Here is a 16,475-nt window from a genome sequence, read left to right on the forward strand (position 1 = left end):
TCGGTGCGGATGGGTGCGCTGGTCGATTCGAGGTGGTCATCGCGGGCCTACATGTGCGGAGGGGGTAGGAGTGAGAAGTCGTTGACGTTGTCTTCCCAGGTCGAGCGCCAGCCGCGATTCTGCGCGGCTGCTCGGAATCTGGGAATGCCGAAGTAGGCGAATGCGGCCGGGGCGTTCGGGACGAGACCGGTGATGAAGGTACGCACGACGCGTAGAGGTGTACGCCGGATGTCAGCGGTGGTCACGTCTCGCGTGAAGATCTGATGCCCGTGCGAGGCGAGCCGTTCGTAGATATCCGCCATCGTGGCCGTCGGCATTTCGTCGATGGCCCGAATCCCGAGTGCGGGGGCTGTGAAGCGTCGAGCGTGGCGGCGGGCCCTCGGATCGAGCCAGACCTGTACGTGAGCGCCGAGGTCGACGACATGCTCGAACTGTTCCCCGACATCGTCGAGGTAGCGCGCGTCGCTGCGGAAGTCCAGGTAGAGGCCGCGAGCCATGAGCCCCTGTTCGACTGCACGGAACACCCAGCCGTCGGCTGTGGTGCAACCTTGGGTGTAGACCCAGGTATGCACGGCTTCGAGGACGGCCTTGCGTGCGGCCCGGTCCGGATCGAGTGCAGCGGAGAACCCGGCGGCGTAGATCCCTCGTTTCGTGTCGCGGAGGAGAGCGGCGACAGCGGGAGCGAACTCGGAAGGCATGGCGACGAGTGACACCTCGAAGTTGCCCCCGGTGAGATCGTCACGCAGGCCAGGAACACTGTCCGGGTCGATGCCGTATGTCGGCCCGTCGAGGTGCCACCAGACTTCCAGTGCGTCGCGTTCGATGACTTCGAGAACACCTCGGTCCCGGGCATCGTCGGCGCCTTGACCGGTAGCGATCCCTGCATAGTTCAGGTGATGCGTTCGCGGCAGGTGTCGGAATCTCGACTGCCGCCAGTTCAGGTAGATCAATGACGCCGGGATCCAGGCGTGTTCACCGTCCGTGCGTTGACACCGGGTCCACAGCGTGGGAGTGGTTTCCGTCAACGGTGCGTAGGGAAATCGCGATCGCTGGTACTGCCACGACGCAAATGTGGGGAGGTCGTCGAGTGGAAGTGGGGCGTTGTCGTCGGACAGCAGGTCTGCGTATGTAGCGATTCTGAACTGTTCGGTAGGGAGCTCGGCGGGAAGCCAGTTGCCGCAGTACCGTTCGACGCCCTCGGCGATCGCGGCGATCCGCGCAATGTCCGGGTCGTCGAATGACGTGCCGAGCGAGACGCGATCGGCGGGCCATTCCCCGAGCTGGCGAGCATCCGCTACCGACGCGGTCAGTCCCAGGTAGGCGGTGGGGGCGCCGTCGGGGTGTGGAACGGCGCGTACGGATCGGATGACACCGCACTCTGCGTCGACCAGTGACTCGACCGGCAGTGTAGGGAGCTCGTGGACGGTGAGGTCGCTGCTGTGTGAATTCTTGCCGCTGTCTCGGGGGTTCATGGGCGGTCCTTTCTGCTCATGCTGCCGTTCTGCTCTGCTGCCAGCTGCCGCTGTCCGGATCGAAAGCAGAAACGTAACGAGCGGGCTCGAGCCGGCCGAGCCGTGCAGCGAAGGGTGTGTGGGTGCGGAGCCAGCCGTCGATGATGCCCCCGATGCCTCCGCTGTTGTCGAGTTGTTCGCGCGTGTGGGGGTCAGTGAGGTCTGCGGCGAGACGATGCCCCCACGGGCCGGTCACGAGATGACTGTCGCTCGGCCAGGAAGCGGCCAGGCGGCGGGCATCGGCGTCGAAGAAGTCGTGTGCTCCGGTGACGACGAGCAATGGTGAGATCAGTTCTGCGTAGCGGGTGCGCACGCTGAGGTGCGTCGCAGTCCAGAGACGTTCCCAGCGCTCGAACACGGCTGCCGGCCAGGACCATTCGCGGGCGGCTGAGATCACGCCGATTTGTTCGGTTCGGCGAACGCGGGTGGCGAGCTCGTCAGGGGGCAGCGGCTTCCGCGATCGGGGGCCGATGCCGTGCTCGTGCCACCACGCGATGCGATGTTCGATCTGAGGGGCACCGTCGGGATTCCATGCCGTCTCTGCCAATCCCAGTGCCGGCACCAGCACGATGATCCCGTCGGGGGCTGATTGCTCGTGCCGCATCGCGCCGTACGCGCCTTCGAGTGCTGCATGTGCAGCGTACGAGGCCCCGAATGCGATGAGCGGTAGACCCGGGAAGTGCGCGCGGAGCTGCGCGATGACCTCGGCGCCGTCGATGGTCTCATGCTGATACGGATCCCATTCGCCGGACGAAAGATACCGTCCGCGTACGTCCTGGATCAGGCAGTGGTATCCGCGGCCTGCCCAGGATCGGCCGGTCTCGGTGTGACGCCGGGCGTCGTACGGGGTGCGGAGCAGGACGATCCCGGCGGCGTCGTCGATCTCCCACAACAGGCCGCCGAGGCGGATGTCGTCCGAGGTCGTCATGGTGTGTAACCGGGGGAGTGGTGGCGGGGTCATGCCGTGGCCTGCGGTTGGTCGGGGAGGTATGGCGGTTCGTATCCGAGGATCGGATGTTCGGTCGTCCTGCCTGTGGCGGGGACGAGTTTCCAGAGTGTGTGGCGGTGGTGTGTCAGCGTCGGCGCTTGTTGCGCCCATGCAAGCGCGACGGTGAGGACTTTGCTCACTGTCATGGCGCGGGCGTAGGTGTCGGGCACCGTGGTGGCACCGGGTGCGTTGTGGATCCACTCGGTCATCGCAGTGGGTGTGAGGCTGGCGGCGATACGTCGCCGTAGCACGTGGTCGGCCGTTGCGTCGCCCGCAGCGAGTGTCAATGGGTCCACGAAACACACGTCGCCTTCTCGGTATGTGCGGAGCCAGGCGACGGACGGGCGACGTTGTGCGTCCAGCAGTCCCCAATGTTGGCGCTCGTTCGGCGAGTCCGCGTATGAGATCACCAGGCTCGGATCGTCGGCGCAGGTTTCGTCGCGGAGAATCGGATCTCTCGAGAGTTCTTGGGTGGTGGCGAAACGCGACGGTGTGGCTCCCCACGTGCGGAGCGCGTCGGCGGTGTCGTCGGCGATCGGTCCCGTTCCGGTAAGGATGACTGCACGTCGCGCTTCGGGCCAGCGTGCCTGCATGTCGGCGGTGTCGCGTTCGGCGACTTCCTCGTTCAGGCGCTGCACGTAGGTGCAGGCAGTCTTGGTCGCTGACGCCGGATCGTGCAGTGCGGGAAGAAGATCGGTCGGCGGGTTCTGGACCTGCAGGAGCGTGCCCGCGGTGGTGCGGAGCGTGACTGTGTTGTCCCTGGAGGCGATCAGATGGCCTGGAGCGCCAGGGAGCGCAACAACGGAAGAATTGGAGGACATCGGCAGCCTTTCGAACGAGCCCGGTCGAGCAGCCACCGGGGCTGCTCGACCGGGCGTGTGCAGTGTGTGCTGCGAAGGTCAGTCGAACGGGTTCTCGACGAGTGCGTTCGAGTGCGTGGCCGACAGGTGGGCCAGCTGCTCGGTCTCTTCGATCTCGGCGAGGATCTGCTTGTCCATGGGACTTCTCCTTCGTGTGTTCTGTCGGCCGCACCGGATGGGGTGGCCGTGTCCGCGAGGCGAACGACCGGAGCATAATTGAAAACGATTGTCAGAATCAATAGTATGTGGACGCATGAGACCTTCGCAGCTCGTGCTCGTCGATTACCGCGCCGATCGCGTGTACGGCATCAGCGATACGACAGCGACGCTCCACGGGCCCGGGCGCGGGCACGCAGCGGAGCACGCAGGGGTTCTTTCCCTGGGGGGAACATCGGGAGGGCACGCCTTCGCCGATGATCTGCGCGGCGAACTCATTGTGGTGCGACAGGGCGTCGCAGCGACGGTTCCGGTCGCAACGCCTGTGGAACACATCGCAAGTGACCCGAGCGGACGATACGTAGTGGCAACTACAGGCTTCGGTGCCAATTCCGAGCCGTGGAGTGACGTCGTGACAGTCGTCGACCTCGATACGAATACATCCAGGCGGTTCCGCTCACGCATCGGCGAACCCGGCGCGGGCCTCGTCCGCGATCGAGCGACCGGTGAACCGTTCATCGTCCTCCGGCATCGCTCGCCAGGGGCGATTGAGGCGCTCGCGCTCGCGGCAGCGCTCAGGGTCGGTCCCCACGTTCCCGTCCTGCGCGGAGCGATGACCGAGGTCGCGGACGACGGGCATGGCGATGTCGCAGATGCGCGGACCGGAATCTTCGCCACCGCGACGAGCCGAGGTCTCGAGCGCTTCGCGGTGGAAGCGGGCGTTCCTGTGCCACTGGGGATCGTACCGTGGCCGGTACCCGGTCGTGCGTTCTACCTGCGCATGGACTCCGACGCAGGAAAAGCCCTAGGTGTTGTGCGCGGGGGCCCGGCGAACCCGACTGCATGGGCGGAATGGACGAACCACCTCGTCGAGATCGATCTCACCACCGGCCGAACCGCTCACGCATCACTGCCCCCGGGACTTGCCTTTCGCTTCGCGCTGGCACGCACCCGCGCTGCAGTCGCAACGATCCATCCGGACGGCGACCAACTTACGATCTTCGAACGGCAGAGACCGCAGCTACGCATTCACCGGCAGCTGTCACTGCCCGACATGAGTGCCCCTCCGACACCGGGACGCCTGCCCTGGGATCCGGTCGGTGACGCACCGGCGCAACGCAGGGCCGTCGCCCTTGCCCCCGCCGGTGACACTGTTGCCGTCACACGCGGCGGGGACGGCGAACTCCACCTGATCGCCGACCGATCGTTCGAGACCGTCACTGTTCCCACCCCCGTGGACGAGGGGGGCTTGCTGTTCTGGCCGGGAGGCCCTCACGACGGAATGGGCCGCTGAGTCGTGACCTCATCCTCTTTCCCGATCAACGATGCTCTCGATGCCGCGCTCGCACGTTGGGAACAGTACGGCCGCCCCGGCACACCTGACACGGGGTTCGTACTCAGCCGCTTGCCCGGCAGACGCACACGCGGAATCTACGTCGCCGGATCGGAGCAACCGATCTTCGAACCGGACGCGCACATCCTGGCGATGTCGCCGGCGCCTGACGGCCGCCGCATCGCCCTTCAGCTCGCGGAGCGGGCAGACGAAGACGGGGTTCTCGCCGTGCTCGATACCACCTCCGGAAATCTCCGCCACTACAACGACATCCATTGCCGCTACGAACCGATGCAATGGACTCCGGACGCCCGGTCGCTGGCAGTGGTTGCTCGTTCCCCTCAACGGCTCGTGCAGGTCGATGTCGTCCACGACGAAGTCACCGTCGAACCGGTCGCCGGTGATGCACGATGCAGACTCTTCTCTGCCGGCATCCACATGCTTCTCGCCGAGAGTCGACCAGCGAGCCCGACCCGATTGATCCGCCTCGACAACAGTGCGCGTCTCGGTTCCTTCCCATCGATCACGGGTGTATTCGGAATCAACGACGGCGACGTCCTCGTGTATGGGGGCAATGCGTTGCACGTGCTCGACGCGCATTCGGGGGTGGAACGATGGCGATGGATGGACCCTGCGGTGCGGCTGACCGCCGTCACCGTCACCGGGGACACGGTTCATGCGAGCGCGGTTCGCGCCGGCGCCAGCGTGCTACTGCGACTCGCACACGGAACCGTGATCGACGAATGGCCCGTGAATAGCGGCGGGTCGGTCGCATCGATCACGGATCTGGGCGCCGACGGCGGCAGAACGTATGTCGTAATCGAAGCACCGGCAGTGCCTCCGCACGTGGTAACCGTCGACGAGCGCACCCGCGGCGGTGGCGCGGCGACGGTCGCCGGAGACTTCGAGACTGTGCGGCACGAGTTCGCGGCAGATGATGGGGAGACTTTGACGGTCGTCGTCACCTCTCCGAAAGGGCTCACCGGCCCGGCCCCGACCATTTTGACGTGTTACGGCGGCTTCGGAGTCCCTGACCTTCCCGTCTTCGAACCGACGATTCCCGCGTGGGTGGAGTCCAGGGGCAGATACGCGACAGCACACATCCGTGGCGGTGGGGAGCACGGTGAGCAGTGGCGTCGGGCCGGTTACGGCGCCGGGAAGCGGCGAGGGATCGATGACCTTGCCGACGCTGCTCGTGGTCTGGCCGGCGCAGACTTGACGAACCCCGAATTGCTCGTGCTCGCCGGTGCTTCTCACGGCGGAACCGTGGTGGCGAGTTGCGCTCTCGACCATCGCGGAATATGCACGGGCTTCGCCACCACGGCAGCACCTTTGGATCTGCTCTCCCTCGAGAAGCACCCGCTCGGCCGAATCTGGCTCGACGAGTTCGGTGATACGAGCAGTCCCGAAGGCACGCAGGAACTTCGTGCGATATCACCGCTGCACCGCGCGAAGATGATCGACCCGGAGCACAGGCTGCCGCGATTCCTCGGGATCGTGCTCGCCGAGGACTCGCGCGTGAATCCCGATGACAGCTATGCGTTGGCCTCAGTTCTCCGAGAAGCGGGAGCAGAAGCACTCGTGTGGGAAGCACCGCACGCCGGTCACGGCTCCAATCATCTCGACAGTCTGCACTCGATGGGTTCGGTGCTTCTCAGCTTCGCTGCACACACCACCCGACGCACCCGCTCTTCCGAAGGACGACACGCATGACACCGGATATTTCGACGGCTGCGGCAACGCCGCAGCCGCCCGTTTCCCTCTCAGCTGCGGCCGGTCATGACACAGCCGCTGCCGCGCACGTCCCCCGCCGAAGGGGCGCGCTGGCGGTGCGGATCCTGGTGCCGTCGTTGTCGGTGCTCCTAGTGGTGATGCTCGTGTTGTCCGTGAGCGTGGGGACGATCGCGGTACCTGCGATGGACGCCGTGAAGATCCTTGTCGGACATCTGGTGCCGGGTATGCCGTGGATGACGGACGGCTCGCTGACGACGATGCAGGACAACGCAGTGTGGCAGTTCCGGCTTCCGCGTGCCGTTCTCGCGGCATTGACCGGTGCGTCGCTCGCGCTGGCGGGAGCGCTCATCCAGGCCGTGGCGCACAATGCGCTCGCCGAGCCGTACATCCTCGGAGTCTCGGCGGGTGCCGGCGTCGGGGCCGTGTCGTACATCGTGCTCGGCATCGGGATCGGTTCGCTCGGTATCGGGGCATCAGCGTTCATCGGGGCGGGGATCGCGACGGGTGCGGTGTACCTCCTGGCGTGCAAGGGCGGTCGAATCGCTCCACAACGGCTGATCTTGGCAGGGGTTGCTCTCGGATCGTTGTTCAGCGCAGTCACCAGCTACCTGACGATCTCAACCGATGCACAGAACGTGTACAGCATCATGTTTTTTCTGCTCGGCTCCGTCTCGGCGGCGACGATGCCACAGTTGCTCCTCCCGGTGATCGCGTTGATCGCGGTTGCGATCTTCGCCGCGACCCGTGCGCGTGCGCTCAACGCGTTGCTCGTCGGCGACGACGCGGCCACCTCACTCGGCATCAACGTCAACGGGTTGCGCGCCACGGTCCTCATCGCCGCCGCGCTTCTGACCGGCGCGGTGGTGGCAGTCTCCGGCGGCATCGGGTTCGTGAGCCTGGTCGTGCCGCACGTGGCCCGCATCATCGTCGGCTCCGATCACCGCAAGATGCTGCCGGTCGCAGTCCTGGGGGGAGCGGTGTTCCTCACGACCTGCGACCTGCTGGCACGCACGCTGGCCGCACCTGCGGAGGTCCCTCTCGGAGTGCTCACCGCACTGGTCGGCGCCCCGTTCTTCCTGTGGTTGTTGCGCCGCGACCGCGCCGACCGGCTGGGTATGAGCCGATGAGAGTCACCGTCGACCAACTGGGCGCGCGCCGAGGAGACCGGGACATCCTCCGCGACATCAGCTTCGAGGTCCCTTCCGGCACGGTTCTGGGCCTGCTCGGGCCGAACGGCAGCGGGAAATCGACTCTGCTGCGCGCCCTCTCCGGAATCGACATCCCATCAGCAGGGACGGTGCGCTACGACAATGCCTCGCTGGCCGCCCTCACCCGCCGCCAGCTCGCGCAGAGGGTGGCGGTGATGACGCAGGAGCACAGCGAAGAATTCGAGATCCCCGTCCTCGATCTTGTACTCCTCGGACGCATCCCGCACGGGGCGGGCTTCGGACGTGACTCGGACTCGGACATCGCGCTCGCGCTGGGCGCGCTTGCCCAGGTCGGCGCCGGTCACCTCGCATCTCGAGCGTTCTCGGAGCTGTCCGGCGGTGAGCGGCAGCGCGTGCTGTTTGCCCGGGCGCTCACACAGGACACGCCGGTGCTCATTCTCGACGAGCCGACGAATCACCTCGATATTGCCCATCAGCTCGAGCTGCTCGACCTTGTGCGCACGACCGAGCGCACAGTACTTGTCGCCCTCCACGACCTCAACCTCGCGGCTCGCAACTGCGACGCGATCGGTGTGCTCGCAGACGGAGGGCTCATCGCCTACGGAGCCCCCGACGAAGTGCTCGACGTCGACCTCATCCGTTCGGTCTTCCATGTCGAGTCCACCTCGGTCGTCCACCCGCGTACCGGACAACGGCACTTCGTCTTCGACGAGCGCGTACGCACCGCCGATGAAGCCGGTATCACCCTGAGAAAGGAAATCCCCATCCGATGAACTCTCTTTCCAGCAACCCGAGACCAGCGAGTAAAGGCCTGACCGCTGGTGTCGGTCTTCTCGTCCTCGCATCACTTCTGCTCACTGCCTGCGGCACGAGCGTGACATCCACCGGCAGTGGCATTTCCGAAGGCACGCGCGAGACGGTGACGTTCAGCAACTGCGGGCGCGAGCTCACCTTCGAGCAACCGCCCACTCGGGTCGTCGGCATGATGCCGTCCCAGACCGATCTGCTGCTGCGCCTCGGAGCCCAGGACACGCTCGTCGGCCAGGCCCAGGTCAGCACCTCAGAACTCCCTGACGACGTCGCCGGTCGTGCTGCCGACGTCCCTGTGCTCAGCACGGACACGCCTCCGGCTCGTGAGGACCTCCTGACGGTCTCACCGGATCTGGTGGTCTCGCCCACCGAGTACGAGTTCACCGCCGAGCAGGGCTACGCCAGCATCGAACAACTCTCCGAAAACGGCGCCCAGGCCTACGTTGCCACCGGCGGATGCGCGGACCGTCGCTCCAGCGCACAAGTCACCGACCTGTTCATCGACATCGCCAACCTCGGGCAGATCCTCGGAGTTGCCGACGCGGCCGATGCGCTCGCCGAGGGCGCGCAGAACCGCCTCGAGGCCGTCGAAGAGTCGATCAGAGGAGAAGAGCCTGTGACCGTGGCCCAGGTCTGGGTCGAGGGGAACGTTCTCGGTGCGATCGGTGCGGGCATCGAGTACGACATCATCCGCACCGCCGGCGGCGAGAACGTCTTCGACCCGGACGCCCCGGAGTTCGCGGACTTCTTCTCGGCCGAGATCAACCCTGAAGAGATCATCAGCCGCAACCCCGACGCCATTGTGTTCGGCACCACCAGCGACAAGCAGGAACAGCAGGTGCTCGAATACTTGCGCGCCACATTCCCGAACGTCACAGCGGTTCGGGACGGTCTGCTCATCGGCGTCCCACAGAGCGACTTCTATCCCGGCACCATCGGCAACGTCGAGGCGGTCGAAACCATCGCGGAGCGGCTCTACCCGGACGCCTTCCACAGTCAGAGGTAAGGACCTTGACATGACTGTTCAGTCTGCTCGGGAACCGAACGCAGTCGATCGAGCCGGTCTGCGGCGCGGCACCCGTGCGGGTGGGTGCGCCGAAGTCCGAAGCGGTGGCCGCGGGGTCGGCCGGTCTGTCGCTCCGAGCGGAGTGCCTTGACCTTCGACGAAGACATCCACCCCGAGTTCGTGGCCTTGACCGTAGCTACCGGTAAGCCTGGATGCACCGAACCGGCGGAGATAACCAGCGCGTCGTAACAACGAAGTGCCCTGTCGCAGTGGAAGAATTGAACTTCTCACAGAAACAATTCGGGCTCTACTGCTCTGAATGTGGATGAGCAGGTGTGTGATATGACGGGGCGGTGGTGCGGGTGTGATGCTGTCGGAGATCGGATGGGGCATCGCGCTGTGCCTGCTGATGCTTGTCAGGGCTGCTCGGATCAGAGGGACGCGTCGTAGCTCATCGATGCGGTGGTGGGGAACGATCCGATATCCCACCGAGTCCGCGGAATGCCGAGATCCGAGCACCGGCTCCGTCCCAGCAGTAAACGGACGAGACAACATCGAAGGATGGATCCCATGGCACACGTACGACGTTTCGACCATGTCGGCCTCACCGTCTCCGACCTCGACGTTGCGACGGCGTTCTTCGTCGGCCTCGGCTTCGAGGTCGAAGGCACCGGCTCTGTGCAGGGCGACTTTCCTGCGACCGTCTGCGGACTCCCCGGCACGCACTGCGAGATCGTGATGCTCCGACCCCCGGACGGAGGGACCCGGCTCGAGCTTTCGCGCTTCATCGCGCCCGACCACCTCCCCGGTTCGCCGACGGCGATGCCGAACGAGCTCGGGATCCGCAATGTGTCGTTCGAGGTCGGCGACCTCCAAGTTGCCGTCGACGCTGTAGCCGAGCAGGGTTACGGGCTCGTCGGGGGTATCGGTGAATACGAGAACAGCGTGCGAATGGCGTACGTGCGGGGACCGGACGGCATCATCGTGTCGTTGTTCGAACAGCTCGGATGACGCTCGTCCCTGCCGGCGGAGATCGGCATCGAACCTCTCGATGATCGGGCGACCGGCTCAGCTCGTCCCGGCGGCCCTCGCTGCATCCAGTTCGGCGCGGAGAGAGGTCGATTCGGTTCTCAGCGTCAGATTTTCAGTCTGAAGCGTCTTCGTCTCGTCGCGCAAGGCGGTGATCTCGTCGCGCAGTGCCGACAGTTCGGCCCGCAGTTCGTCGCCGCGTGCTCGTGCCGCGGTCTCGGCTGCCTGGGCCGTCGCGGCGGTGATGCGCGATTCCTCGAGTCGGCTCCGTAGCTCGGAGGTGCGGTCGCGCTCGGTGGTGAGCTCGGTGTCGAGGCGCTCGCGGGTAGAGACCTCCCGGTCGAGTGCGGCCTGCAGGCGCGCGATCTCGGCTCGCAGGTCGGTGACCTCGACGGTCGCGCGCTCACGCTGGGCTGCTGCCTCGTCGAGTTCGCGTCGCTGCGCGGTGAGGGATTCGTCCTGCTGAACGATCGTCGCACGCAGGTCGCCGACTACCCCTGTGTGCTCGGCGGTCGCGGCCTCGAACTCGTCCTTCCACCGCTGCAGTGTTGCGGCGTGCTCGTCCTTGAGGCGCGTCAGCTCGGCGTGATGCGCCTCGTCGAGTCGGCGCACCTGTTCGGTGTGTGCGGTACGAGCGTCGGCGAGTTCGGCGTCGACGGCGGCCACTGCCGCGTCGGCGTTGTCGCGGTCCTCGAGTGCCTGGGCGAGTTGTTCGCGTAGACGGACGATCTTCGCGTCGGCGTCGGCTTTGACCTTCGCGAGTTCGGCGGCGGACCGCGTCATCTGCGCCTCGAGGGCCTCGGCGTCGGTGAGCTTGTCGACCGCGGTGGTGATCCGTTCGGCGATCGCCGAGTACTGCTCGACGCTGTTGGTTGCGAGGGCGCGTAGGGCAGTGGTGGCGGCCGTGAGCGCGGAGATCGCATCGTCCGGGCTCTCGACGACCGCCGGGGCCGTGCCGGCGGCTTCTTTCTTGGCGCGTTCGCGTTCGCGATAGGCGCGCACACGGTCGGCTGCCGTGGCGTACTTCCGAGGGCGTCCCACCCGGGGTTTGCTCGAGTCCTCCTCGTCGGTGGTCGCTTCGGGAGTGGGGGAGTGTGCGTCGGTCATGGAGGTCCTCGTCGTGGCGCGTCGAAATCCCGGGTCGCAGGTATCGTACCGCATTTAGTTACGTAATTAAGAAACGGTACTGTGATGAAACGAAACGATATGAAACGCTGCGAACTGGGTAGAAACCACACGATGTGGCTTTTCGTAACGAAGAGCGCAGTAGAAGCAGCTTGATCTCATCCGTGATCGAGTGTGCGTACTGATCGTCATAATCCCCACTTATGACGATCAGACACGCGCGCGGATCGAAAACTGTGCACCCCTCGGATCGGGGCCGGGAAGGTTGCCGAGGGAGGAGCGCCCCTCGGCTGTGGCGCCGGTCACCGAGTGCGCGGAGCAAGAATTGTCTACTGTCTGCCCCAGCCGGCGGATGCAATGAAAGCCATTGCAGCGCTAGGCAGTCTGCGCTCGCCCGAGCGCGCGTACCTGTACACCGAAGGAAGAGGTAATCGAATGGGCTCTGCAGCAACGTTCCTCGCGGATGTTCTCGTCGCCGTCATCACGCAGCTGATCGAGACCGGATCGTCGTCCGGATCCTGATCCGTCACCGCCGTGGTCGCTCTCCCGCTCGTCACACGGAGAGCGACCACAGGTGCAGGACAGAGAGGGTGCAGGGGTGAAAGACGTCGGAATCCTGGGCCACAGCTGGGAAGGTGCCTCGCTGTGCCGGCGTGAGGTCTGTCAGCACAGCAACCGTCTCGGGCACCCGGCACATCCGGACGTGACGATGGACTGCATCTCCTTCGAGCGCTGCATGCCCGCGTGGGAGCGCGGAGACTACGAAGCGGTGCGCGCCGTGCCGGCGACCAGCGTCGATCGACTGGCCCGGGCCGGCTGCGACTTCTTCGTGTGCCCGGACAACACCGCACACCTCGCGCTCGAAGCACCCGGCGAACCACTCGCAATTCCCGGGCTGCACCTGATCGACATCGTGGCCGACACAGCGCAGCGTGCCGGGCACCGACGCGTCGGCATCCTGGGAACGCGGTTCACCATGCAGGGCCCTCTGTATCCTCGCGAACTGGTGGCACGCGGGATCGAGGCCGTCATCCCGACCGACGACGACCAGGACCTGGTACACGCGACAATCTTCGACCAACTGGTGCACGGCGTCTTCAGGGACGAGACCCGGACGTCCTTCGTGGACCTCATCGGCAGACTCGCGGACTCTGGATGCGACGCGGTTGCGCTGGTGTGCACCGAGATCCCGCTGTTGGTCTCCCCGGCCGACTCGCCGTTACCGGTACTGGACTCGACACGACTGTCCGGACAGGCGGCCCTCGAGGTGGCACTCGGAACGCGCGACCTGCCGACCTGGCGCGGCGGACAATTCCGGTGATAACAGGCAGGTAGCCACGGCGGGTCGTAGCATCGAGCACATGGTCCTCTTCTACGAGATCGCGCTCGTGATCGCGTCGGTGCTCATCGCGTGGTTCGCGGTGTACGTGCTGTACCGCCTCGTCACCGACGAATCCACCAGCCGGCACTGACGGGTCGCCCGCCCGACCGGCCACATGCGGACATGTCGGCCACGCCGCCCCGGCTCAGCGAGCCCGGGGCGTGTGGGACGCCGGTGTCCAACCTTTTCGAGCACGTTCCGCACGCTTTCCGGGGTGCGCGACGGTCGTAAAGGCAGACCATGACCGATAGTTCGTTCCGTCCCGAGCGCACCTACCGACCGAGCCGGTGGCGACACATCGAGAGCATCGTGATGAGCGCGCTCACTCGTGCGGGTTTGGTGCCGCACTCCTCTCTGCTGACCACTGCTGCCACCGACGTAGTCGAAGGGACTCCTCGGTAGTGATTTCGGGTAGCGCGCTACGCGTGTACCTGCTCCTGATGGTGAGCAGCATGGTCATCGGCGGCTCGATCCGAATCGCCGACGTCCACACCACCCGGGGCACGGCCATGGTTACGAAATACGAAGTTGCCGCAGGCGATACCTGTCGAAGCTGGCTCAGAGGTTCTACGGCGACGCAACTCTTTTCCCCGTCATCGCTGTCCCCAACGGCATCGCCGACCCGAACACGATCAGTGTGGGTCAGGAACTGCTCATCCCGTATATCACCCGCCGGCACACCGTCGCGTCCGGCGAAACACTGTCGGGGCTGGCTCAGCACTTCTACGATGACGGGACTTTCTTTCCGGTACTCGCAGCGGCCAACCACATCGGCGATCCGAACGTTGTCCGGGTAGGTCGATCGCTTCTCATTCCCGAACTCGGGGACGTCGGGCACACCGTGGTCGCAGGGGAGACGCTCTCGGAACGGGCACGTCGCTGGTACGGCGAGGCGCAGTTGCATCCGATCATTTCGTTCCCGAACCGCATCGCCGACCCCGACCACGTCGAGGTCGGACGCGTGCTGATCCGTCCGGGACTCAATCTCCGGCACACCGCCGTCGCCGGCGATACCCTGCGGGTCTTGGCGCAACACCACTACGGGAACGCGGAGATGTTCCCGATCGTTGCGGCTGCCAATCACATCGCCGATCCGAACAAGATCACCGTCGGGCAGGTGTTGTTCTTCCCGGACCTCACCGACTTCTGACGCGGGAGATCTTCCGGTCGGAGGTGGTGTCCGGCGCAGGTCACGGAGCGACGGGGTAATGGCTTCGGACGGCGATGCGGTTCCACGCGTTCATGACGATCGTGAGCCACGTGATCGCGGAGACCTGCTCGTCGCTCAGTGATCCGTTGTCCCACTCGTGACCAGCGGGTTCCATGGGGTGAGTGACGTCTTCGGCGAGCGCGGCCCGCTCATGTTCGGTGAAGTACTGCGACTCCCACCATGCGGCAAGGACCGCGAGACGATCGGTGGTCTCGCCCTTGTCGAGCGCGTCGCGTGTGCATGCGCAGACAGAACGCGCATCCGGTGAGCTGCGACATCCGGACCTTCACCAGTTCGGCCAGCTTCGCATCGAGTCCGGCTCGCGCGACGGCCTCCTCGACCTCCTCGTTCAGGGCTAATACGCTCTTGTAGGCGGCCGGGTGCTGCTTACCGAGGTTGACATGCGCCATCGTGAATGTCCTTCCGGCGAGCGATACCGGTCGGAACGACCGGCTGCTTCATTCTGTCAGCCACGTCCGGGCCGGTGGGGGTGGATTTTTGCATTGCGGCCAGAGGTCGGCCGGTCCCGGTCTGTCGAGTTCCGGGGATTCCTGCCACCGGTAGTCCATCTGTCGCGCGACCCGGCACGCCGGTTCGTGGTCGACGAGCGAGACCGGGTGCAGTGCCAGACCAGCAGGACGTCGAACGGCGGTGCGGCAGCGATCGAAACATCGGTGGGGACCCGCAGGCCAACGCGTGCGCCACCGTGTTCGCCGATTCGCGTAGTGCTCTACTCGCGAGTTGCCCGTAAAGCGACGCGAAAGTGGATGTCACGCACGGAGGGAACCATGATGACACCGTCACGCCGATACAGCGCCTTGTTCACGCTTTGCCTTGCAGTGGTTCTCGTTGGTGGGATGTCCACAATGCACGCAGCAGCACAGAGGAAGCCCGGAGTCGACGCGTGTTCGACCTGTTCGGGGCCCGACCGAGGAGAGACCGAGTCCGGTACCGAAGGAGGGACGTCGGGAGGTGATGGATCCGGTTCGAAGCGCGGTTCCGGTGGAACGGGTGGCGAAGTCGTCATTCCGCGGGCCCCGATTCTCACCCTCTCGTGGCCGCCCCCTCGACCTCCTACGTCGACGCCGCCGCAGTGGACTCCACCTTCATGGTGGCGGCCTTCTGTGCCGTTGTGGACACCAGAGGTGGCTCCATCCCCACCGCAGCGCCTCGAATCTCTGCAGCCGCGGTCGGAACAACCAGGAGCCACCACCGTCGAAGACACAGTTGCGCCGGCCGGTCCTACCACCCCAGAGGTCGAAGCGGCCGGAGTCGAGCACCCGACGACAGCGCGCCACGCGCGGCCACCCGAATCCGAAGTTGGGTCCGCGCCGCTCGCTCCAAGGTCCGCACCACGATCTCGGAGCCGTCGGCGCCGCGGCCACCGGATCTGGTCGACCGGAACTTCCGGGTCGAGCGGCCCGACGCGCTCTATGTCGCCGACTTCACGTACGTGCGGATGGTGCCGTGCTTCGCGTACACGGCGTTCGTGATCGATGCGTTCGCCGGCACGATCGTCGGTTGGGAGGTGTCGACGTCGAAGGAGACCGCGTTTGTGCAGCGGGCAGTGAATCAGGCCTGCATGCTGCACTCGATGCACGGCAATCCGTTGCGCGAGAGAACTATTCACCAATCAGATGCGGGCTCGCAGTATACGGCTTCTTGGTTCGGGGAAACCCTGTTCCTGTAAGGGATTCGGCCGTCAATAGGTTCGGTGGCCGATGCCTACGATGATGCTCTCGCAGAGACGACGATCGGGCTCTACAAGACCGAGTGCATCGCCGACGATTCCCCGTTCCGCGAGGGCCCGTTGCGCACCATCAGTGACGTCGAGGAGGCTGCCTTTGCGTGGGTGCACTGGTACAACACCGGCCGGCTTATGCATCGCCTCGGGCGGATCCCACCGGCCGAGTACGAAGCCAGGTACTACGCTGAACACCGTGCCGATCAACCGGTCGCACACAAATGACAGTGTGTGCATGAAACCCGGGATGGTTCATAGCAAGCCGTTATCCCGGGATAATGCTGGTGCTGTGAGAAGCCCGTGCCCACCAAAACGAGTCCGTGAACCCGCCGGGAGTGTGCCGGGACTGCTGCACGGATAGGTGACATCTGATCTGTGGTGCCGCAAGGCACTGCTGGAAGGATGTGCCCTGTGCCGAA

Annotated in this window: 13 protein-coding genes and 2 pseudogenes; 9 read left to right on the forward strand and 6 right to left on the reverse strand. The window is 65.4% G+C overall.

Annotated elements, in window-relative coordinates:
- Window positions 1–47: 47 nt before the first annotated feature.
- The 4 genes from A5767_RS01330 to amiA form a co-directional block, all read right to left on the reverse strand.
- Complete coding sequence (locus tag A5767_RS01330; protein ID WP_039587341.1) at window positions 48–1,472, reverse strand: YcaO-like family protein; 1,425 nt, start codon at window positions 1,470–1,472, stop codon at window positions 48–50.
- A gap of 16 nt (window positions 1,473–1,488) precedes the next feature.
- On the reverse strand, window positions 1,489–2,439 hold the full coding sequence (locus tag A5767_RS01335) for a CocE/NonD family hydrolase (RefSeq protein WP_064851477.1): 951 nt from the start codon (window positions 2,437–2,439) through the stop codon (window positions 1,489–1,491).
- Window positions 2,440–2,468: 29 nt separating this feature from the next.
- On the reverse strand, window positions 2,469–3,137 hold the full coding sequence (locus A5767_RS01340; RefSeq protein ID WP_156665108.1) for a hypothetical protein: 669 nt from the start codon (window positions 3,135–3,137) through the stop codon (window positions 2,469–2,471).
- Between the two features lie 261 nt (window positions 3,138–3,398).
- Window positions 3,399–3,497: a streptamidine family RiPP gene (gene amiA, locus A5767_RS23895; RefSeq protein ID WP_016691944.1), complete on the reverse strand. Its 99-nt coding sequence runs from the start codon at window positions 3,495–3,497 to the stop codon at window positions 3,399–3,401.
- Between the two features lie 115 nt (window positions 3,498–3,612).
- Here amiA and A5767_RS01345 point away from each other — a divergent pair, with 115 nt between their 5' ends.
- The 6 genes from A5767_RS01345 (at window position 3,613) to A5767_RS01370 (ending at window position 10,578) form a co-directional block, all read left to right on the forward strand.
- Window positions 3,613–4,809, forward strand: a complete 1,197-nt coding sequence (locus tag A5767_RS01345) for a hypothetical protein (RefSeq protein WP_033098200.1) — start codon at window positions 3,613–3,615, stop codon at window positions 4,807–4,809.
- 3 nt (window positions 4,810–4,812) lie between these two features.
- Window positions 4,813–6,561 (forward strand): prolyl oligopeptidase family serine peptidase, encoded by a 1,749-nt coding sequence (locus A5767_RS01350; RefSeq protein ID WP_064851479.1) that lies wholly within the window; start codon window positions 4,813–4,815, stop codon window positions 6,559–6,561.
- On the forward strand, window positions 6,558–7,709 hold the full coding sequence (locus A5767_RS01355) for a FecCD family ABC transporter permease (RefSeq protein WP_231913090.1): 1,152 nt from the start codon (window positions 6,558–6,560) through the stop codon (window positions 7,707–7,709). The genes A5767_RS01350 and A5767_RS01355 overlap by 4 nt, the downstream gene beginning before the upstream one ends.
- Window positions 7,706–8,524, forward strand: coding sequence for an ABC transporter ATP-binding protein (locus A5767_RS01360; RefSeq protein WP_052040130.1), 819 nt, complete (start codon window positions 7,706–7,708; stop codon window positions 8,522–8,524). The genes A5767_RS01355 and A5767_RS01360 overlap by 4 nt, the downstream gene beginning before the upstream one ends.
- Window positions 8,521–9,567: an ABC transporter substrate-binding protein gene (locus A5767_RS01365; RefSeq protein WP_071935002.1), complete on the forward strand. Its 1,047-nt coding sequence runs from the start codon at window positions 8,521–8,523 to the stop codon at window positions 9,565–9,567. The genes A5767_RS01360 and A5767_RS01365 overlap by 4 nt, the downstream gene beginning before the upstream one ends.
- Window positions 9,568–10,137: 570 nt before the next feature.
- Window positions 10,138–10,578 (forward strand): VOC family protein, encoded by a 441-nt coding sequence (locus tag A5767_RS01370; protein WP_059384455.1) that lies wholly within the window; start codon window positions 10,138–10,140, stop codon window positions 10,576–10,578.
- Between the two features lie 57 nt (window positions 10,579–10,635).
- Here A5767_RS01370 and A5767_RS01375 read toward each other — a convergent pair whose 3' ends face one another.
- Window positions 10,636–11,703: a hypothetical protein gene (locus A5767_RS01375; protein WP_019289495.1), complete on the reverse strand. Its 1,068-nt coding sequence runs from the start codon at window positions 11,701–11,703 to the stop codon at window positions 10,636–10,638.
- A 616-nt stretch (window positions 11,704–12,319) separates the two neighbouring features.
- Between A5767_RS01375 and A5767_RS01380 the strand changes: the two genes are divergently transcribed.
- Together A5767_RS01380 and A5767_RS01385 are read left to right on the forward strand one after the other, a co-directional pair.
- Entirely contained in the window at window positions 12,320–13,042 is a 723-nt protein-coding gene (locus A5767_RS01380) for an aspartate/glutamate racemase family protein (protein WP_019289496.1), read from the forward strand.
- Between the two features lie 697 nt (window positions 13,043–13,739).
- The gene (locus tag A5767_RS01385) at window positions 13,740–14,252 is read left to right on the forward strand and encodes a LysM peptidoglycan-binding domain-containing protein (RefSeq protein WP_231913091.1); all 513 of its coding nucleotides are present in this window, start codon (window positions 13,740–13,742) and stop codon (window positions 14,250–14,252) included.
- Between the two features lie 40 nt (window positions 14,253–14,292).
- Here A5767_RS01385 and A5767_RS01390 read toward each other — a convergent pair.
- Window positions 14,293–14,722: pseudogene (locus tag A5767_RS01390) on the reverse strand (carboxymuconolactone decarboxylase family protein).
- An 899-nt stretch (window positions 14,723–15,621) separates the two neighbouring features.
- On the opposite strand from A5767_RS01390, the pseudogene A5767_RS23575 reads away from it, so the two are divergent.
- Window positions 15,622–16,281, forward strand: a pseudogene (locus A5767_RS23575) (IS3 family transposase); the annotation flags it as partial.
- Window positions 16,282–16,475 lie beyond the last annotated feature (194 nt).

It is taken from the genome of Rhodococcus sp. 852002-51564_SCH6189132-a (assembly GCF_001665495.1).
GTDB classification, from domain to species: domain Bacteria; phylum Actinomycetota; class Actinomycetes; order Mycobacteriales; family Mycobacteriaceae; genus Rhodococcus; species Rhodococcus pyridinivorans.